Annotated in this window: 17 protein-coding genes; 8 read left to right on the forward strand and 9 right to left on the reverse strand. The window is 61.6% G+C overall.

Annotation, left to right across the window (positions count from 1 at the left end):
- The first annotated feature begins 83 nt into the window (after positions 1–83).
- From APH36_RS06195 to APH36_RS06210, 4 genes are all read left to right on the forward strand, one after another.
- On the forward strand, positions 84–1,418 hold the full coding sequence (locus tag APH36_RS06195; protein WP_060497912.1) for a carbohydrate porin: 1,335 nt from the start codon (positions 84–86) through the stop codon (positions 1,416–1,418).
- A 29-nt stretch (positions 1,419–1,447) separates the two neighbouring features.
- The gene (locus tag APH36_RS06200; protein ID WP_060497913.1) at positions 1,448–3,859 is read left to right on the forward strand and encodes a glucose/quinate/shikimate family membrane-bound PQQ-dependent dehydrogenase; all 2,412 of its coding nucleotides are present in this window, start codon (positions 1,448–1,450) and stop codon (positions 3,857–3,859) included.
- A gap of 149 nt (positions 3,860–4,008) precedes the next feature.
- A complete protein-coding gene (lon, locus tag APH36_RS06205) occupies positions 4,009–6,429 on the forward strand; it encodes an endopeptidase La (protein WP_060497914.1) in 2,421 nt (806 codons plus the stop codon).
- A 107-nt stretch (positions 6,430–6,536) separates the two neighbouring features.
- Entirely contained in the window at positions 6,537–6,929 is a 393-nt protein-coding gene (locus tag APH36_RS06210) for a protease inhibitor I42 family protein (protein WP_060497915.1), read from the forward strand.
- A gap of 6 nt (positions 6,930–6,935) precedes the next feature.
- Here APH36_RS06210 and APH36_RS06215 read toward each other — a convergent pair whose 3' ends face one another.
- The gene (locus APH36_RS06215) at positions 6,936–7,871 is read right to left on the reverse strand and encodes an alpha-xenorhabdolysin family binary toxin subunit B (protein ID WP_060497916.1); all 936 of its coding nucleotides are present in this window, start codon (positions 7,869–7,871) and stop codon (positions 6,936–6,938) included.
- Position 7,872: 1 nt separating this feature from the next.
- Positions 7,873–9,063: an alpha-xenorhabdolysin family binary toxin subunit A gene (locus APH36_RS06220; RefSeq protein WP_060497917.1), complete on the reverse strand. Its 1,191-nt coding sequence runs from the start codon at positions 9,061–9,063 to the stop codon at positions 7,873–7,875.
- 210 nt (positions 9,064–9,273) lie between these two features.
- Here APH36_RS06220 and cmoA point away from each other — a divergent pair, with 210 nt between their 5' ends.
- Together cmoA and cmoB are read left to right on the forward strand one after the other, a co-directional pair.
- Positions 9,274–10,017, forward strand: a complete 744-nt coding sequence (gene cmoA / locus APH36_RS06225) for a carboxy-S-adenosyl-L-methionine synthase CmoA (protein ID WP_016713706.1) — start codon at positions 9,274–9,276, stop codon at positions 10,015–10,017.
- The gene (gene cmoB, locus APH36_RS06230) at positions 10,014–10,970 is read left to right on the forward strand and encodes a tRNA 5-methoxyuridine(34)/uridine 5-oxyacetic acid(34) synthase CmoB (protein WP_060497918.1); all 957 of its coding nucleotides are present in this window, start codon (positions 10,014–10,016) and stop codon (positions 10,968–10,970) included. The genes cmoA and cmoB overlap by 4 nt, the downstream gene beginning before the upstream one ends.
- A 68-nt stretch (positions 10,971–11,038) precedes the next feature.
- Here the strand turns inward: cmoB and APH36_RS06235 are convergent, their stop codons facing one another.
- Entirely contained in the window at positions 11,039–11,242 is a 204-nt protein-coding gene (locus tag APH36_RS06235; RefSeq protein WP_009684756.1) for a hypothetical protein, read from the reverse strand.
- A gap of 239 nt (positions 11,243–11,481) precedes the next feature.
- Here APH36_RS06235 and APH36_RS06240 point away from each other — a divergent pair, with 239 nt between their 5' ends.
- Both APH36_RS06240 and APH36_RS06245 read left to right on the forward strand, forming a co-directional pair.
- Positions 11,482–12,156 carry a heavy metal response regulator transcription factor gene (locus tag APH36_RS06240; protein WP_003258489.1) on the forward strand — a complete coding sequence of 225 codons (675 nt, stop codon included), beginning with the start codon at positions 11,482–11,484 and terminating at the stop codon, positions 12,154–12,156.
- The gene (locus tag APH36_RS06245; protein ID WP_060497919.1) at positions 12,153–13,535 is read left to right on the forward strand and encodes a heavy metal sensor histidine kinase; all 1,383 of its coding nucleotides are present in this window, start codon (positions 12,153–12,155) and stop codon (positions 13,533–13,535) included. Before APH36_RS06240 ends, APH36_RS06245 begins: the two co-directional genes overlap by 4 nt.
- 126 nt (positions 13,536–13,661) lie before the next feature.
- On the opposite strand, the gene pdxJ is transcribed toward APH36_RS06245, so the two are convergent.
- The 6 genes from pdxJ to lepA form a co-directional block, all read right to left on the reverse strand.
- Positions 13,662–14,384 (reverse strand): pyridoxine 5'-phosphate synthase, encoded by a 723-nt coding sequence (gene pdxJ / locus APH36_RS06250; RefSeq protein ID WP_156867696.1) that lies wholly within the window; start codon positions 14,382–14,384, stop codon positions 13,662–13,664.
- A 61-nt stretch (positions 14,385–14,445) separates the two neighbouring features.
- Positions 14,446–15,129: a DNA repair protein RecO gene (recO, locus tag APH36_RS06255; RefSeq protein WP_060497921.1), complete on the reverse strand. Its 684-nt coding sequence runs from the start codon at positions 15,127–15,129 to the stop codon at positions 14,446–14,448.
- A 72-nt stretch (positions 15,130–15,201) separates the two neighbouring features.
- Positions 15,202–16,104: a GTPase Era gene (gene era / locus APH36_RS06260; protein ID WP_016498176.1), complete on the reverse strand. Its 903-nt coding sequence runs from the start codon at positions 16,102–16,104 to the stop codon at positions 15,202–15,204.
- Positions 16,097–16,786: a ribonuclease III gene (gene rnc / locus APH36_RS06265; protein ID WP_016713699.1), complete on the reverse strand. Its 690-nt coding sequence runs from the start codon at positions 16,784–16,786 to the stop codon at positions 16,097–16,099. Before rnc ends, era begins: the two co-directional genes overlap by 8 nt.
- Positions 16,787–16,949: 163 nt before the next feature.
- A complete protein-coding gene (lepB, locus tag APH36_RS06270; protein ID WP_060497922.1) occupies positions 16,950–17,804 on the reverse strand; it encodes a signal peptidase I in 855 nt (284 codons plus the stop codon).
- Between the two features lie 5 nt (positions 17,805–17,809).
- Positions 17,810–19,609: a translation elongation factor 4 gene (lepA, locus tag APH36_RS06275; RefSeq protein ID WP_025754588.1), complete on the reverse strand. Its 1,800-nt coding sequence runs from the start codon at positions 19,607–19,609 to the stop codon at positions 17,810–17,812.
- Positions 19,610–19,648: the final 39 nt, after the last annotated feature.

Here is a 19,648-nt window from a genome sequence, read left to right on the forward strand (position 1 = left end):
CCTCTTGTCGCCATATCCATTGAAGGCCCCGCCCTTCGATGCGCTTGCCGGTTTTTTCAATAATCAAAAGATAGCGCTATCTCATGTTTCAACTGCCCAAACCCTGTTACATCGGCCTTGCCCTCAGTGCCTTGGCGACACCCGCCAGTGCCAGCGAAATGTTCGCCAACGACTCCCCCTGGATGCTCGGCGACTGGGGCGGCAAACGCAGCGAATTGCTGGAAAAAGGCTACGACTTCACCCTCGGCTACACCGGCGAGATGGGCAGCAACCTGCACGGGGGCTACGACCACGACCGCACGGCGCGCTACAGCGACCAGTTCACCTTTGGCAGCCACCTCGACCTGGAAAAGATCCTGGGCTGGCATGACACCGAGTTCCAGCTGACCATCACCGAACGCCACGGCGACAACATCAGCAACGACCGCATCAACGACCCTCGCGTCGGCGGCTTCACCTCGGCCCAGGAAGTCTGGGGCCGTGGCGAAACCTGGCGGCTGACGCAGATGTGGATCAAGCAGAAGTACTTCGACGGCGCACTGGATGTGAAATTCGGCCGCTTCGGCGAAGGCGAGGACTTCAACAGCTTCCCCTGCGACTTCCAGAACCTGGCCTTCTGCGGCTCGCAGGTGGGCAACTGGGTGGGCGGTATCTGGTACAACTGGCCGGTCAGCCAGTGGGCCCTGCGCGTGCGCTACAACCTGAACCCGGAGCTGTACGCGCAGGTCGGCGTGTTCGAGCAGAACCCTTCCAACCTCGAATCCGGCAACGGCTTCAAGCTCAGCGGCAGCGGCACCCAGGGCGCGGTAATGCCAGTCGAACTGGTATGGACCCCACGTATCCAAGGCCTGAAAGGGGAATATCGCGCCGGCTACTACTACAGTAATGCCAAGGCACAGGATGTTCTGAAGGACAGTAACGGCCAGCCGGCAGCCCTGAGCGGCGCCGCCTACCGCAGCAGTTCCAGCAAACACGGCATGTGGCTCGGCGCCCAGCAGCAGGTGACTTCGCTGGCCTCCGACCAGTCGCGTGGCCTGAGCCTGTTCGCCAACGCCACGGTGCATGACAAGAAGACCAATGCCATCGACAACTATGTGCAGGCAGGACTGGTATACAAAGGGCCTTTCGACGCCCGCGCCAAGGACGACATCGGCTTCGCCCTGGCCCGCGTGCACGTCAACCCTGCCTACCGCAAGAACGCCCGCCTGGCCAACCAGGCCGCCGGCCTCGATGACTACGACAACCCCGGTTTCCTGCCCGTGCAGGACACCGAATACAGCGCCGAGCTGTACTACGGCATTCATTTGGCCGACTGGCTCACGGTTCGCCCCAACCTGCAGTACATCCGCCACCCGGGCGGGGTGTCGCAGGTCGATGGCGCCCTGGTCGGCGGCCTGAAGATCCAGAGCAGTTTCTAACCCCTTTTTGACCTGACGGAGAACCTACGATGAGCACTGAAAGTGCCAACAATGGAAGCCGCTGGCTACCGCGCCTGATGGGCGCGCTGCTGTTGCTGATGGGCCTGGCCCTGCTGGCCGGCGGCATCAAGCTGAGCCAGCTGGGTGGATCGCTGTACTACCTGATCGCCGGTATCGGCTTTGCCCTGTCGGGCATCCTGCTGCTGGCTCAGCGCCGTATCGCCCTGGGCCTGTATGGCGTGGTGCTGCTGGCCAGCACCGTCTGGGCCCTGCTCGAAGTGGGCCTGGACTGGTGGCAACTGGTGCCACGCCTGGCCATCTGGTTCGCCATCGGCGTGGTGCTGCTGCTGCCATGGGCACGTCGCCCGCTGATCGGCCCGGCCAGCAAAGCCAACACTGCGCTGCTGAGCGTTGCCGTGGTCGCATCCGGCGCTTGCGCGATCGCCAGCCAGTTCACCCACCCCGGTGAAGTGTTCGGCGAACTGGGCCGCGAAAGCAGCGAAATGGCCAGTGCCGCCCCGGCCATGCCCGACGGCGAATGGCAGGCCTACGGCCGTACCGAACATGGCGACCGCTACTCGCCACTGCGCCAGATCACCCCGCAGAACGCCTACCGCCTGGAAGAAGCCTGGCGTATTCGTACCGGTGACCTGCCGACCGAGAACGACCCGGTGGAGTTGACCAACCAGAACACCCCGCTGAAGGTCAACGGCATGCTCTATGCCTGCACCGCGCACAGCCGCCTGCTGGCCCTGGACCCGGACACCGGCGCCGAAATCTGGCGCTACGACCCTCAGGTCAAAAGCCCGGTCGGCACCTTCAAGGGCTTTGCCCACATGACCTGCCGTGGCGTTTCGTACTATGACGAAAACCGCTACGTCAGCCGCGACGGCAGCCCGGCACCGAAAATCACCGATGCAGGCCAGGCCGTGGCCCAGGCCTGCCCGCGCCGCCTCTACCTGCCTACCGCGGATGCCCGCCTGATCGCCATCAACGCCGACAACGGCAAGGTGTGCGAAGGCTTCGCCAACCAGGGCGTGATCGACCTCACCACCGGCATCGGCCCGTTCACCGCCGGCGGCTACTACTCCACCTCGCCTGCTGCAGTCACCCGTGACCTGGTGATCATCGGCGGCCACGTGACCGACAACGAGTCGACCAACGAGCCGTCCGGCGTGATCCGCGCCTACGACGTGCACGACGGCCACCTGGTATGGAACTGGGACAGCAACAACCCGGACGACACCAAGCCATTGGCCCCCGGCAAGCAGTACAGCCGCAACTCGGCCAACATGTGGTCGATCGCCAGCGTCGATGAAGACCTTGGCATGATCTACCTGCCGCTGGGCAACCAGACCCCGGACCAGTGGGGTGCCGACCGCACACCGGGCGCCGAGAAGTACAGCGCCGGCGTGGTCGCGCTTGACCTGGCCACCGGCAAAGCCCGCTGGAACTACCAGTTCACCCACCACGACCTGTGGGACATGGACGTTGGCAGCCAGCCGACCCTGGTGCACCTGAAGACCGACGATGGGGTAAAACCGGCAATCATCGTACCGACCAAGCAAGGCAGCCTGTATGTGCTCGACCGCCGAGACGGCACGCCGATCGTACCGATTCGCGAAATCCCTACCCCGCAAGGCGCGGTGAAGGGCGACCACACCTCGCCGACCCAGGCGCGCTCCGACCTCAACCTGCTTGGCCCTGAGCTGACCGAACAGGCCATGTGGGGCGCCACGCCGTTCGACCAGATGCTGTGCCGCATCCAGTTCCGCGAGCTGCGCTACGAAGGCCAGTACACCCCGCCGTCCGAGCAGGGCTCGCTGATCTACCCAGGCAACGTCGGCGTGTTCAACTGGGGCAGCGTGTCGGTTGACCCAGTGCGCCAGCTGCTGTTCACCTCGCCCAACTACATGGCCTTCGTGTCGAAGATGGTCCCGCGTGAGCAAGTTGCCGAAGGCAGCAAACGCGAAAGCGAGACCAGCGGTGTGCAGCCGAACACCGGCGCACCGTACGCCGTGACCATGCACCCGTTCATGTCGCCACTGGGCGTACCGTGCCAGGCCCCGGCCTGGGGCTACGTTGCCGCTATCGACCTGTTCACCAACAAGGTGGTGTGGAAGCACAAAAACGGTACCACCCGCGACAGCACCCCGGTCCCGATCGGCCTGCCGGTTGGCGTGCCGAGCATGGGCGGCTCGATCGTGACCGCGGGTGGCGTCGGCTTCCTCAGCGGCACCCTCGACCAGTACCTGCGCGCCTATGACGTGAACAACGGCAAGGAACTGTGGAGCGCGCGCCTGCCAGCAGGTGGCCAGGCCACGCCGATGACCTACACCGGCAAGGATGGCAAGCAGTACGTGCTGGTGACTGCCGGCGGCCATGGTTCGCTGGGCACCAAAATGGGCGATTACATCATCGCTTACAAATTGGCTGAATAAGCTGCAAGTCATAAGCTTCAAGCTGCAAGAAAAAAGCGGGGCCAATGCGGTCCCGCTTTTTTCTTGCAGCTTGAAGCTTGAAACTTGAAGCTTGAAACCCATCCCCCTCTGCCCCATCTAAGCACCATAGTCATTCACGCAGGTGCCCCATGAGCGACCAGCAGGATTTCCCGGAACACCCCGACGAACACAGCGAAGTCGAACACACCACCACGCAGGCCGAAACTGGCCATGCCCTCGCCCTGCCCGGCCAGCAGCTGCCGGACAAGGTCTATGTGATCCCGATCCACAACCGCCCGTTCTTCCCGGCCCAGGTACTGCCGGTCATCGTCAACGAAGAACCTTGGGCCGAAACCCTCGACCTGGTGGCCAAGTCGCCCGACCACTGCCTGGCACTGTTCTTCATGGACACCCCGCCAGAAGACCACCGCCACTTCGACACCGCCGCGCTGCCGCAGTACGGCACGCTGGTCAAGGTGCACCATGCCAGCCGTGAGAACGGCAAGCTGCAGTTCGTTGCCCAGGGCCTGACCCGGGTACGCATCCGCACCTGGCTCAAGCACCACCGCCCGCCCTACCTGGTTGAAGTCGAATACCCGCGCCAGCCCGCCGAGCCCACCGACGAGGTCAAGGCCTACGGCATGGCGTTGATCAACGCGATCAAAGAGCTGCTGCCGCTCAACCCGCTGTACAGCGAAGAGCTGAAGAACTACCTCAATCGCTTCAGCCCCAACGACCCGTCGCCGCTCACCGATTTCGCCGCCGCGCTCACCTCGGCTACCGGCAACCAGTTGCAGGAAGTGCTCGACTGCGTACCCATGCTCAAACGCATGGAAAAGGTGCTGCCGATGCTGCGCAAAGAGGTGGAAGTCGCGCGCCTACAGAACGAGATCTCGGCCGAGGTCAACCGGCAGATCGGCGAACACCAGCGCGAGTTCTTCCTCAAGGAACAGCTCAAGGTCATCCAGCAAGAGCTGGGTTTGACGAAGGACGACCGCAGTGCCGACCTCGAACAGTTCGAGCAGCGCCTGGAAGGCAAGACCTTGCCACCCCAGGCACGCAAGCGCATCGACGAAGAGATGGGCAAGCTGGCCATTCTTGAAACCGGCTCGCCCGAGTACGCTGTTACACGCAACTACCTCGAATGGGCCACCGCCCTGCCGTGGGGTGTTTACGGCAAGGACAAGCTCGACCTCAAGCATGCGCGCAAGGTCCTCGACCAGTACCATGCCGGCCTCGACGACATCAAGGAACGCATCCTCGAGTTCCTCGCCGTGGGGGCCTGGAAAGGCGAGATCAGCGGCTCGATCGTGCTGCTGGTCGGCCCGCCCGGGGTGGGCAAGACCAGCATCGGCAAGTCCATCTCCGAGTCGCTTGGCCGGCCGTTCTACCGTTTCAGCGTTGGCGGCATGCGTGACGAGGCCGAGATCAAGGGCCATCGCCGCACCTACATCGGCGCCCAGCCCGGCAAGCTGGTGCAAGCCCTGAAAGACGTCGAAGTGATGAACCCGGTGATCATGCTCGACGAAATCGACAAGATGGGCCAGAGCTACCAGGGCGACCCGGCTTCAGCGCTGCTGGAAACCCTCGACCCGGAGCAGAACGTCGATTTCCTCGACCACTACCTCGACCTGCGCCTGGACCTGTCCAAGGTGCTGTTCGTGTGCACTGCCAACACCCTCGACTCGATCCCCGGCCCACTGCTCGACCGCATGGAAGTGATCCGCCTGTCCGGCTATATCACCGAGGAAAAACTGGCCATTGCCAAACGCCACCTGTGGCCCAAGCAGCTGGAAAAGGCCGGCGTGGCCAAGACCAGCCTCAGCATCAGCGACAGCGCCCTGCGTATGGTGATCGAAGGCTACGCCCGCGAAGCCGGCGTGCGCCAGCTGGAGAAGCAACTGGGCAAGCTGGTGCGCAAGGCCGTGGTCAAATTGCTGGAAGACCCTGAAGCCAAACTGAAGATCGGCACCAAGGACCTGGAGGCCGCGCTCGGCACGCCGGTGTTCCGTAGCGAGCAGGTACTGGCTGGCAAAGGCGTGATCACGGGCCTGGCCTGGACCAGCATGGGCGGCGCCACGCTGCCAATCGAGGCGACCCGCATTCACACCCTCAACCGTGGCTTCAAGCTGACGGGCAAGCTGGGTGACGTGATGAAGGAGTCGGCCGAAATTGCCTACAGCTATGTCAGCTCCAACCTCAAGCAATTTGGCGGTGACCCAGGCTTCTTCAACGAAGCGTTCATCCACCTGCATGTACCTGAAGGGGCTACGCCCAAAGATGGCCCGAGCGCTGGCATCACCATGGCAAGTGCCCTGCTGTCGCTGGCCCGCGACCAGGCGCCGAAAAAAGGCGTGGCCATGACCGGCGAGCTGACCCTCACCGGCCAGGTGCTACCGATTGGTGGTGTGCGCGAGAAGGTGATTGCGGCGCGGCGGCAGAAAATCTTCGAGCTGATCTTGCCAGAGCCTAACCGAGGGGACTTCGAAGAACTGCCGGACTATTTGCGCGAAGGCCTGACGGTTCACTTCGCCAAGCGCTTTGCCGATGTGGCCAAGGTCCTGTTCTAACCTGCACTGGCCTCTTCGCGGCTTCAGCCGCGAAGAGGCCGGCACTGACAACACAAAACCCAGCAGCATCGGTTATCCTCGGGCCATCGCCAGCCCCCGGAGCCAACATGACCGCCCCTCGTCTGCTCGTTCCCCTGAGCTTCGCCCTGCTTTGTGCCTGCGCCCAGCACCCCGCACAGCCCGTCGAACTGGATGCCGAGAGTGAATGCCCAACCCGGCTGCAGGTAGGCCAGGCACTCACCCTGAGCTTGCCCAGCAACCCGTCCACCGGCTATCGCTGGCGTGTCGAAAACCCAGCCTCAAGCATCCTGCGCAGCCTCGGCCCGGAGGTGTACAGCGCCCCCGAAGAAGAAGACGTGGTCGGCAGCGCCGGTGTTTCCACCTGGCGCTTCCAGGCCAGCAACACCGGAGACGCCCAACTGGTGCTGGTCTACCAGCAGCCGTGGGCCACAGACGTCGCCCCGGTGCAAACCTTCGACTGCAAGATTATCGTCCGCTGAGCACGATCAGCTGCGGTCATACGCCATCTGCACGACCTTCAGGTAGTCACAGAGGTCTTTCAGCGCGACCGTGGCAGCATCCAGCCCCGTCGTCGCGCTGAGCTTCGCAGCCTGCGCCTGCCACTCCAGTTCGACCTTGCGCAGTTCGTGCAACCACTCGTTCTTGAGCGGCTCAAGGCCGGACAAGGCCTTGAGTGCCTCCTGCTCATCCTGAGCAGTTTGCAGCGCTCGCTGTAGGTGCCGCTGGTCGCCCAGCGCTTCCTCTATTTTTGCATCAAGCCGGGTGCGAACCTTGCTCAAGTCACTGAACGTCTTGGCCCCCTCCAGTGCATCAGCATGCTTGGCTAACTTGCCAGTCACAGCCTTCAACAGGCTGGCATCGACCTTCGGGTCCGCGATCAACCCGATGAGCTGGTCAATTTCATCATCGCTCGGGATCAAGCCCTTCAGTGCGCTGGCAACGGACGGTCTTTCGAACAATTCGATAGCCTGGCCAATATCTGCCCGCTGCTGGCGCAACTGGGCCAATCGTTGATCGAAGGCTGACGCCTGGCTCTGGAGGCTGACGATTCGTTTGTCCAGTTCCGATAACGGCTCTACCAAAGCAGACAGGGTGAAAAGTTCCAACCGCAGATTCTGCCTGGATAACAGTGAATGAAGCTGGCTCAAACGGCTTAGCACACTGGCAAGCCGGTAATGGGTATCGGCCCCCAGTTTGCTCGGGATGAAATCGCGGTCTTCCAGTAAAACGATAGCGCCTATCAGGCTCTCCTTGAAGGCGCGTTCGACACCCAGCAACAATGTACGCAGCTCACCCAGTTGCTCACGCGCCCCGGGTAACACGTTCATGTCCCAGCTTTGTATCAGGTGGAATACCTGATCTTGCACGGTTTGCATTTGCACGAAATCCGGCAGGGCCACATTAACGTTGGTCACGTCCATGTCAAACGTCCTCATATTCTTCAATCAATTCATTAAATAACTCAGACAATGTGTGGCAAATATTGCCTATCTTTCTCCACGGCTTGATAACCTCAGAGAAATCGTGCACAAACGATTCAAGTTGAGTGAGGGTGCTCAACTCTTTGGCTTCGTTCACGGAGTTATTGGCGTACGAGGCCAGAAACAGCCATACATCTGCCAGGCGCCGGGTCGCTGCCGACAGGTCCTTGCACCTGAACTGCAGGTCCCTGACCAATGTCGAGATACGCTCGAAGTCGTTCAGCGCGGGGGCCATCCTGCCCAGTGCATCCGCCAATTCTTCGCGCTTTTGGATCAACACGTTTTTTCTGGCCCGGATTTTTTCTGCCTTGTCACCGAATACACCGCCGGTGATGATCAGGCCAATCGGCCCCAGTAAGATGCCTGTGAACGCGTAGCCCACGTTGGCATCGTACTCGGACTTCAACTGGTCAATCTGTTCGTCCCATTGATCCAGCTGCCGCCGTTTCATCAGGATGTCTTCATGGGAAACCTTCTCGTCGAAGTGTTTCAACAACCGTACCATTCGCGGCTTCAGCTCGCGTTTGATCTCACTGTTGAACCAATTGGCACGTGCGTCGACATCATCAATTCGCCGGCGAGTGCCTTCAATTTCCTTGACCAGTTCGTTGATGCCAAGTGTCAGCACACTGGCGATCTGCGCTTGATCTTCTTCACTCAGTTCCGACGTATAAACATCATCGCCCTGCTCGGCCTGTCGCTGCTTGATTGCCACAAAGACATCACTGTTCTCAAGATGCGCAAGCAGGCTGCCGCCACGCTGTACCAAGCTTTCAGCGAACAGTTCAATTTCAGGGCCCAGTTGCTTGATGCTACGCTCCAGTATGTCCCATTCGTACACATGCCTGTGCAGTGCCTTATACAGGTCATGAACCATCGAGGCGTCAAGGCCGAGTGCCGCATAATCGACTTCGCGTTCGATTTCAGCTCGCGTGCGTGGCAACTGGTTTACAGTATTGGCGTATCGTTTGATGACCTTCAGGTTATCAGCCGTCAATAAGCTGCCAACATGCTGGCCACCCTCAAGCCGGTTCTCGATGAACGTAAAATAACGTTCCGGCAACATCTTGACCTTGGACACCGGGTCCAGTTCATCTACGGTAACTTCTTCCCGCCGAGCATTGGCATTCATCACTTAACCCAATATCCTTTTTCAAATCCAGTAATCCTGCACTCGAAGTGTCCTTCTTCAACCGGCTTAATTCATTCATCTTGATAACTTAACGCTGTGGGAAAGTTCACTGCTCCCGGTCTGAACGCTCCGACCCTGAAGCATTGCCATGGCAAGATGCGCGGCCATTGGATAAAATGCGCCCCCGTTTCACCCTGTATCGAGCGTGCCGTGAGCAAACAACCCGACCGCCTCTTCTCCCAGCCCCTGGAGCAGGTGCCTGATTTCGTCTTCAACGAGGACGTGGTGCGTGTGTTCCCGGACATGATCAAGCGCTCGGTGCCCGGGTACCCGACCATCGTCGAGAACCTCGGCGTACTGGCCGCGCGCTTCGCCCAGCCAAATACCGCGCTGTACGACCTGGGCGCATCGCTGGGGGCAGTCACCCAGTCGCTGCGCCGCCATGTGCGCAGCGACGGCTGCCGGGTGATCGCAGTGGACAATTCCGCCGCCATGGTCGAGCGTTGCCGCCAGTACCTCACCGCCCAGGACTCGATGTTCCAGGAGCTGCTGCCGGTGCACGTGCTGGAGGCCGATATCCTTACCCTGCCTTTCGAGCCTGCCTCGGTAGTGGCGATGAACTTCACCCTGCAGTTCATCGCCCCCGACCAGCGTCTGGAACTGCTCGGCCGCATCCGCCAGGCACTGCTGCCCGGTGGCGCGCTGATCCTCTCGGAAAAGCTGCGGTTCGCCGATGAGCAAGAGCAGGACCTGCTCAATGAACTGCACCTGGACTTCAAGCGGGCCAATGGCTACAGCGAACTGGAAATCGCCCAGAAGCGCAGCGCCATTGAAAACGTGATGCGCCCCGATACCCTCGAAGCTCACCAGCAGCGCCTGCGCGCCGCCGGTTTCTCGAAAGTGGTGCCCTGGTTCCAATGCCTTAACTTCGCCTCGTTGATAGCCCTGCCATGATCGATCTGTCCCCCCTCGTCCGCCGCCTGGCGGGCACGCCCCTGGCTTCCTGGTCGCAAGGCCTGCAAGCGCAACTGGAAGCCAAGCTGGAGAAAGGCCACGGTGACCTCGATCGCTGGCGTGGTGCGCTCGATGCCCTGCCCGCCCTGCAACCCAGCGATATCGACCTGGTCAACGGGCTGCGTCTGGACTGCGACTGCGACGACGCCACCCGTGCGCAAATGCGCCAGGCACTGATGGGCCTGTCGCCTTGGCGCAAAGGTCCGTTCGACCTGTTTGGCGTGCATGTGGACACCGAGTGGCATTCGGACTGGAAATGGTCACGCGTTGCGCCGCACCTGGACCTCAAAGGCAAGCGCGTGCTCGACGTGGGCTGCGGCAACGGCTACTACCAGTGGCGCATGCTCGGTGCCGGGGCCGACATGGTGATTGGCGTCGACCCCAACTGGCTGTTCTTCTGCCAGTTCCAGGCCGTGCAGCAATACCTGCCGGAGCTGCCGGCGTGGCATTTGCCGTTCGCCCTGGAGGACCTTCCCGCTAACCTGGAAGGTTTCGACACGGTGTTTTCCATGGGCGTTTTCTACCACCGCCGCTCCCCCATCGAACACTTGCTGGCGCTGAAAGACTGCCTGGTCAAAGGTGGCGAGCTAGTGCTGGAAACCCTGGTGATCGAAGGCGACGAAAACCAGGTACTGGTACCTGAAGACCGTTACGCGCAGATGCGCAACGTCTGGTACTTGCCATCGGTTCCGGCCCTGGAGCGCTGGTTGCGCCGTGCCGGTTTCAGCGATGTGCGTTGCGTCGATGTAAGCGTGACCAGCGTCGAGGAACAGCGCAGTACCGAGTGGATGCGCTACCAGTCGCTGGGTGACTTCCTCGACCCGAACGACCACAGCAAGACCATCGAAGGGCTGCCGGCCCCACGCCGCGCCACCCTGCTGGCGCGCAAATAAAAAAGGCGCCCGGTTGGGCGCCTGAATACACCTGCGCCGAGGAGCTGTCGCGCGCAGGTGCTGTTACCTCAGTCCTTGGCCACCTCACGGGCCTTCTCTTGTGCCTTGCGCTCGCGTTCGGCAACGGCTTGTTGCTTGTCGCCGTGCAGGCGCTGCTGGTCTTCGCGGAACGCTTGCCAGAATTGCCTGGAACGCTCCGCACCGCCCTCGGCGTAAACACTGGCGCTGCCCAGGGCAAGGGTGGCCAACAGCAGGTATTTGGTCAGGTTCATCGTGGTTGCCTCGTGATAACCGATCAGACACGGCCATCCTAGTGAGAGGTAGCTAACAGCAAGGTGAGGCGGGGATTACAGTCCTGCAATCTGCGCAGAACAGACAGCCAGATAACCGCAGCATTACAAATCCGTTATCTGCGCCGCGATTGCTTTCTCATGTCGTAACATCCCGCCACTTGACCCTGATGCCACTACAGGGTCGAGAATCGCCCCCTTTCATCACACCGAGCCCCTTCATGCGCCTACTGATCATCGAGGACGAACTGCGTACCGCCGACTACCTGCAACAGGGCCTGCGCGAAAACGGCTATGTGGTCGACTGCGCCCACACGGGCACCGACGGCCTGCACCTGGCCCGCCAGCAGCCGTACGACCTGGTCATCCTCGACGTCAACCTGCCAGAACTCGATGGCTGGACCGTGCTGCAGCGGCTGCGTGCCGAGTCGGCCACGCGCATCATGATGCTCACCGCTCACGGCCGCCTCGCCGACCGGGTCAAAGGCCTGGACCTGGGCGCCGATGACTACCTGCTCAAGCCCTTCGAGTTCCCCGAGTTGCTGGCCCGCATCCGCAGCCTGCTGCGGCGCAACGACCAGCAACTGCAGCCCAGCACCCTGCGCGTCGCCGACCTGGAGCTGGACCCTGGCCGCCACCGCGCCTACCGCGCCGGGCAACGCATCGACCTGACCGCCAAGGAGTTCGCGCTGCTCCACCTGCTGATGCGTCAGACCGGCGAAGTGTTGTCGCGCACACAGATCATCTCATTGGTCTGGGACATGAATTTCGACTGCGACACCAACGTGGTCGAGGTCTCGATCCGGCGCCTGCGGGCGAAGATAGACGACCCGTTCGACAACAAGCTCATCCACACCCTACGTGGCGTAGGCTATGTACTTGAGGCGCGCTTTTGAAAAACCCCAGCCTGTCGATGCGCCTGGGCCTGGGCGTCACACTGATGGGCGCCGCACTCGTGCTGCTGCTTGCCTGCCTGGCGGTGTTCGCGCTGGATCACGAACTGGACAACCGCGCACGCAAAGACCTGGCGCGCAAGATGCTGCAGGTCGAGCACAACCTGCGCGTTGACCTGCGCAGCGAGGACCTGGGCAGCCGCGCCCACCCCCTGCTCGACCTGGTAATGGGGCATGACAACCTCAGCCTCAGCGTAATGGCCCTAGAGGGCCGCCACCCGCACCTGCTCAGCCTCGGCCCGGCTTTGGAGTCGCAGGTGGGCGAATTGCACACCGATGCCCGTCTGAGCTTTCACGCCTGGCGCGACAGCAGCGGCAATCAGATCCTCACCGTGACCCGGCTGATGCGCCTGCGCGACAACACGCCGGTGAAGGTGATGATGTCGCTCAACCGCGCCGACGACAACGCCCTGCTGCAGGCTTACCTGCATTCCACTTTGCTCGCTCTGCCACTGCTGCTGGTCTTGATTGGTGCGGGCGCCTGGTGGCTGATGCAGCGCGGCCTGAAACCCCTGCGGCACTTCCGGCGCATTGCCGGGCAGGTATCGGCCCAGGACCTGCAGCATCGTTTGCCCGCCACTGGGTTGCCACAGGAGCTGGCAGAACTGGCCAGCAGTATCAACGTCATGCTCGATCGCCTCGATCAGGGCGTGAGCCAGTTGTCGCAGTTCTCCGACGATCTGGCCCATGAACTGCGCACCCCATTGAGCAACCTGATGGGCAAGGCGCAGGTGACCCTGGCCCGTGAGCGGGACAACGCCAACTACCGGGAAGTGCTGGAAGACAGCATCGAGGAACTGACGCGGCTCAACCGCATCATCAACGACATGCTGTTTCTCGCCCAGGTCAGCCAGCCTCAAGTGCAGATCACGCTCAAGCCGATGGCAATGGCCGACGAGGCTGCAAGGGTGGTCGAGCTGTTTGCCTTCAGCGCCGAAGTGAAAGCCGTTGAGTTGCGGGTTCAGGGCTGGGGCACAGCGCTGGGTGACCGGTTGATGTTGCAGCGGGCGTTGTCGAACCTGCTGAGCAATGCGATACGGCATGGCCCTGAGGGTGAGCCCATCGAACTGCGTATCGAACGCTCTGGCAGCGAAGTACGGCTATCTGTGGAGAACCAGGGGCCTGGCATTGCTGCCGAGCACCACGCGCGGTTGTTCGAGCGGTTTTACCGGGTAGGATCGGGGCGCTCGCGGCTGGAGGGCGGGACCGGGTTGGGGTTGGCGATCGTAAAGTCGATCATGCAATTACATGGTGGGCGTGTTGAATTGATTAGCAGCCCCCCAGGGCCTACCCGCTTTACCCTGGTGTTTCCTGCCGAGTAATCAGCTGTCTGTACTGGCCTCTTCGCGGGCAAGCCCGCCCACAGGGACTCCACAGGCCTTGAGATTTGTGCAATACCTGTGGGAGCGGGCGTGCCCGCGAAGAGGCCGGTACAGGCGATCATCAAATCAGCGCGAAGCCGCCACGATCAGCGCCTTCATCTCGGCCACTGCGGCCTTGAAACCAACGAACAAGGCGTGCGCCACCAGCGCATGGCCAATGTTCAGCTCATTGATACCCTTGATCGCCGCCACCGCCTCAACGTTGTGGTAATGCAGCCCGTGACCGGCATTGACGATCAGTCCCTGCCCCACGCCAAAGGCCACGCCATCGACGATACGCTTGAGTTCCTCAGCCACTTCAGTCGGGGTTTCGGCATCGGCATAACGCCCGGTGTGCAGTTCGATGGCCGGTGCCCCCACGCGGCGTGAAGCCTCGATCTGCCGCTCGTCGGCATCGATGAACAGCGACACTTCGGCACCGGCGCGCGACAGGCGCTCCACGGCGGCCTTGATCCGCGCCTCTTGCCCGGCAACGTCCAGGCCCCCTTCGGTGGTCAGCTCCTGACGGGTTTCGGGGACCAGGCAAATGTGCGCCGGGCGGATCTTCTCGGCAAAGGCCATCATCTCTTCGGTGACGCCCATCTCGAAGTTCATGCGCGTCTGCAGCACATCCTTGAGCAGCACCACGTCACGCTCCTGGATGTGCCGGCGGTCTTCGCGCAGGTGCACGGTGATGCCATCGGCGCCCGCCTCTTCGGCGTCCAGGGCAGCCTTGACCGGATCAGGGTAACGCGTGCCCCGGGCCTGGCGCAGGGTCGCCACGTGGTCGATGTTTACGCCAAGAAGCATGCGGTTGCTGTGAGTCACGAAAGGCTCTCCTGAAAATTGAGCCCCACAGCATACGTCGTGATCAGCGCTTGCGAAACAGTTCCCGGCTGACCAGCGGTTTTGCGCCCAGGTGAACGGCCAATGCCTGGCGCATCAGGCGTTTGGCGGCGAGCAAGGCGCCTGGGGCGTTCCAGTCAGCTTCTGCCAGGGCCATGAGCTCGGTGCCGCGAAACAGGCCGGGTTGCACCAGCTCGACCCGCTCCAGACCGGCATCCACGCGCAAGCGGTAAAGGCCGTCAGCCACGATGGGGTGGTCGTTGACGTCATGGTTCAAGGAAAACGCATAACCAAGCTCGTCCAGCAGCCGCCATTCGAACGAACGCAGCAGCGGCTCCAGCGGGCGCCCGGCGGCCAAGGCTTGCAGGGTCAATGTGTAATGCTCGAACAGGGCCGGGAACGGCGCTTCAGCCGGCAGCAGGCGCATGAGCAGCTCGTTGAGGTACAAGCCGCTGAACAGGGCATCACCGTGTAGCCAGGCCGCAATCCCGGCGCTGTCCATGCGACCGACATTCTTCAGCTCGCCACGCCCGCGCAGCTCCACCTCAAGCGGCACGAACGGCCGCACCAGGCTGCCGCCCTTGCCGCGCGCACGGCGCAGTACAGCGCGCATGCGGCCCTGCGGGGTGAAGAAGTCTACCAGCGCGCTGGTTTCCTTGTAGGCACGGCTGTGCAGCACATAGGCTGGCTGGCCGACAGGTTGTTCCATGGGAGATCACTCGTTCCCTGTAGCCAGGAATAACCGCATAGTGGGGCTGCTGTGCAGCCCCAACAATATTGCTTACAGGTCGCCGTAACCCAGCGAACGCAGGGCGCGCTCGTCGTCGGACCAGCCGCCTTTCACCTTGACCCACAGGTTGAGCATGACCTTGGAGTCGAACAGCACTTCCATGTCCTTGCGCGCCTCAGAGCCGATGCGCTTGATGCGCTCGCCCTTGTCGCCAATGATGATCTTCTTCTGGCCATCACGTTCAACCAGGATCAGCGCGTGAATGTGCAGCACATGGCCCTGCTGCTTGAATTCTTCAATTTCCACGGTGATCTGGTACGGCAGCTCCGCACCCAGCTGGCGCATGATCTTCTCGCGCACCAGCTCGGCGGCCAGGAAACGGCTGCTGCGGTCAGTGATCTGGTCTTCCGGGAAGAAGTGATCGTTTTCAGGCAAGTGCTTGGCGATCTGTGCTTCCAGCGCCTCGAGGTTGTGCCCCTGCTGCGCAGAGATCGGCATCACCTCGGCGTTCGGCAGTTGCTCCTGCAGCCACTGCAGGTGCGGAATCAACTCGGCTTTCTCTTCCATGCGGTCGGTCTTGTTGACCGCGATGATCAGCGGGCCAGTCACGTACTGCACACGCTCCAGCACCAGTTGGTCCTCGTCGGTCCACTTGGTGCGGTCAACTACGAAAATCACCACGTCGACGTCCTTCAGGGCCGCCGAGGCGTTACGGTTCATGTAGCGGTTCAGGGCCTTGTCGTTGGCCTTGTGCATACCCGGGGTATCGACGTAGATCGCCTGCACGTCACCCTCGGTCTTGATGCCAAGCATGTTGTGGCGGGTGGTCTGCGGCTTGCGCGAGGTAATCGCCAGCTTCTGGCCGAGGATGTGGTTAAGCAGGGTCGACTTGCCGACGTTGGGGCGGCCGACAATGGCGACGTAGCCGCAGCGAGTCGGGTTGTTATCAGTCATTGCCATTCTCCACGCCCAGGGCGATCAGTGCAGACGCGGCAGCTACTTGCTCGGCAATACGCCGGCTAACGCCCTGACCACGGCTTTTGTTGTTCAGCAGCACCACTTCGCATTCGACGAAGAACGTGCGGCAGTGCGGTTCACCCTGGATATCCACCACTTCGTAGCGCGGCAGCTCACAGCTGCGCGATTGCAGAAACTCTTGCAGGCGGGTTTTCGGGTCCTTGTTGGTATCGACCAGGGTCAAGCCTTCGAACTCATCGGCAAGCCAGGCCAGGACGCGCTCCCGTGCGGTTTCCATATCGGCGTCCAGGTAGATGGCACCGATCAGTGCCTCCAGGGCGTCGGCCAGGATCGACTCGCGGCGAAAACCGCCGCTCTTGAGCTCACCCGAACCCAGGCGCAAGTATTCGCCCAGGTCGAAGCCACGGGCCAGCCGGGCCAGGGTTTCGCCCTTGACCAGCCGCGCACGCAGGCGCGACAGCTGGCCTTCACGGGCCTGCGGAAAACGCTCGAAAAGCGCTTCGCCGGCGACGAAGTTGAGAATGGCGTCACCGAGAAACTCCAGGCGCTCGTTGTTGCGCCCGGCATAGCTGCGATGGGTCAGCGCCAGGAGCATCTGGTCCTGGTTCTTGAAGGTATAACCGAGCTTTCGCTCCAGACGGGCAAGGGAAGCACTCATGCGGCCACCCGTTCGTTGTTCAACGCGTTGTTCAAATCAACATCCTGAAAGACTGTTTGGCTGTGGTTCGCCACGCGATGTGCGGCGAATCTCCCGATCCCTGAGAACACAGCCTATGTCAGAAATGCATTCGGCGCTGTCTGCTGGACAGCGCCGATGGGTATCAATGGATCAGGCCAACCCGCGACAGGTTGGGCAGGTGGCTGAGCTTGGGTTCTGGCCAGCTCATCCACACTGCAAAGGCCTTGCCGACGATGTTCTGGTCCGGAACCATGCCGTGCAGCTCCTTGGGAATGTTCGGGTCATCCCAGAAACGGCTGTCGTTGGAATTGTCGCGGTTGTCGCCCATCATGAAGTAATGGCCTGCCGGCACGGTCCATTGCTGATCCGGCGGCATGCGATAACGGCTCATTTCCTTGCGGATCAGGTGTTCGGCCTCACCGAGTTTTTCCTTGTACAGCTCGGCGCTGCCCAAGGTACCCGGCTCGGTGCCCACCAGTTGTTCGGCAATCGGCTGGCCGTTGACGAACAGCCGCTTGTCGTTGGTGTAGCGAACCACATCACCCGGCAAGCCAACCACACGCTTGATGTAGTTGACGTTCGGGTCGCTCGGGTAGCGGAACACCATTACATCACCGCGTTGCGGGTCACCGACCTCGATGACCTTCTTGTCGATCACCGGCAAACGAATGCCGTACGAGAACTTGTTCACCAGGATGAAATCGCCCACTTCCAGGGTCGGTTTCATCGACCCCGAAGGGATCTGGAACGGCTCGACCAGGAACGAGCGCAGCACCAGCACGATGAACAGCACCGGAAAGAACGACTTGCCGTACTCGACCAGCAGCGGTTCCTTGTTCAGGCGCTCGACCACCGCCATCTCGGGCTGGCTGACGCTGCCCTGGTAGTTGGCGATTGCTGCGCGCCGGCGCGGGGCCAGGAACAGCAGGTCGATCAAGCCCAGCAGACCGCAGACGAAGACGGCGATGACTAGCAACAGCGGGAAATTTAGCGACATAGGACCTAGCTATCCAACCTGAGCACGGCGAGGAAGGCTTCTTGTGGAATCTCCACGTTGCCCACCTGTTTCATGCGTTTCTTACCGGCCTTCTGCTTTTCCAGCAGTTTCTTCTTACGGCTGACGTCACCGCCATAGCACTTGGCCAGTACGTTCTTTCTGAGCGCCTTGACGGTTGTCCGCGCGATGATCTGGCCGCCGATAGCTGCCTGGATCGCCACGTCGAACATCTGCCGAGGGATCAGTTCCTTCATCTTTTCGGTCAACGCACGGCCTTTGTAGGCCGCGTTGTCGCGGTGCACGATCAATGCCAAAGCATCGACCTTGTCGCCGTTGATCAGTACATCCAGCTTGACCAGGTTGGCCGACTGGTAGCGGTCGAAATGATAGTCCAGCGAAGCATAGCCGCGGCTGGTGGACTTGAGACGGTCGAAGAAGTCCAGTACCACTTCGTTCATCGGCATGTCGTAACGCACCTGAACCTGGCTGCCGAGGAACTGCATGTCGCGCTGCACACCACGCTTCTCGATGCACAGGGTGATGACATTACCGAGGTGCTCTTGCGGGACCAGAATGGTCGCGGTGACGATCGGCTCACGGAAGTCGGCCACAGCCGATACGTCTGGCAGCTTCGACGGGTTGTCGACAACGATGGTTTCGCCGGTTTTCAGTTCCAGCTCGTAGATCACGCTAGGTGCTGTGGTGATCAGGTCCAGGTCGTATTCGCGCTCCAGGCGCTCCTGGATGATCTCCATGTGCAGCATGCCAAGGAAGCCGCAACGGAAGCCGAAGCCCAAAGCGTCAGAGCTTTCCGGCATGTACTGCAGCGACGAGTCGTTCAGGGTCAGCTTCTGCAGGGCATCGCGGAAGTCTTCGAAGTCGTCGGAACTGACCGGGAACAGGCCGGCGTATACCTGCGGCTGGATCTTCTTGAAGCCTGGCAGCACTTCGACCTCAGGGGTCGAGGACAGGGTCAGGGTGTCACCCACAGGGGCACCGTGAATGTCCTTGATGCTGGCGATGATGAAGCCTACTTCGCCAGCTTTCAGGTCTGCGGTCTGGGTGTGTTTCGGCGTGAATACACCGACGCTGTCGACCAGGTGCACCTTGCCGGTGGACTTGACCAGGATCTTGTCACCCTTCTTGACGCGGCCCTGGCGCACGCGCACCAGCGAGACCACGCCCAGGTAGTTGTCGAACCAGGAATCGATGATCAGCGCTTGCAGCGGCGCATCGATCTCGCCCTCGGGTGCAGGAATGGAGTGCACCAGGCGCTCGAGCACCTCGTCCACGCCCATGCCGCTTTTGGCACTGCAGGCCACAGCGTCGGTAGCGTCGATGCCGATGATCTTCTCGATCTCGTCCTTGACGCGGTCCGGGTCGGCCTGGGGCAAGTCCATCTTGTTCAGCACCGGCATGACCTCCAGGCCCTGCTCGATGGCGGTGTAGCAGTTGGCCACGGACTGGGCCTCTACGCCCTGGCCGGCGTCGACGACCAGCAGCGCACCTTCACAGGCCGCCAGCGAGCGCGAGACTTCATAGGTGAAGTCAACGTGGCCGGGGGTGTCGATGAAGTTCAGCTGATAGGTCTTGCCGTCCTGCGCCTTGTAGTGAAGCGTGACGCTGTGGGCCTTGATGGTAATACCGCGTTCACGCTCCAGGTCCATGGAATCAAGCACCTGGGCTTCCATTTCGCGTGCCGACAGGCCACCGCACATCTGGATGAAACGGTCGGCCAGCGTCGACTTGCCATGGTCGATGTGGGCGATGATGGAGAAATTGCGGATATGACTCAAATCACTCACGGGTCAACACTCGAAAAGGCTGCGAGCCGGACGCCCGCC

The organism is Pseudomonas sp. NBRC 111133 (assembly GCF_001320605.1).
Taxonomy (GTDB): domain Bacteria; phylum Pseudomonadota; class Gammaproteobacteria; order Pseudomonadales; family Pseudomonadaceae; genus Aquipseudomonas; species Aquipseudomonas monteilii.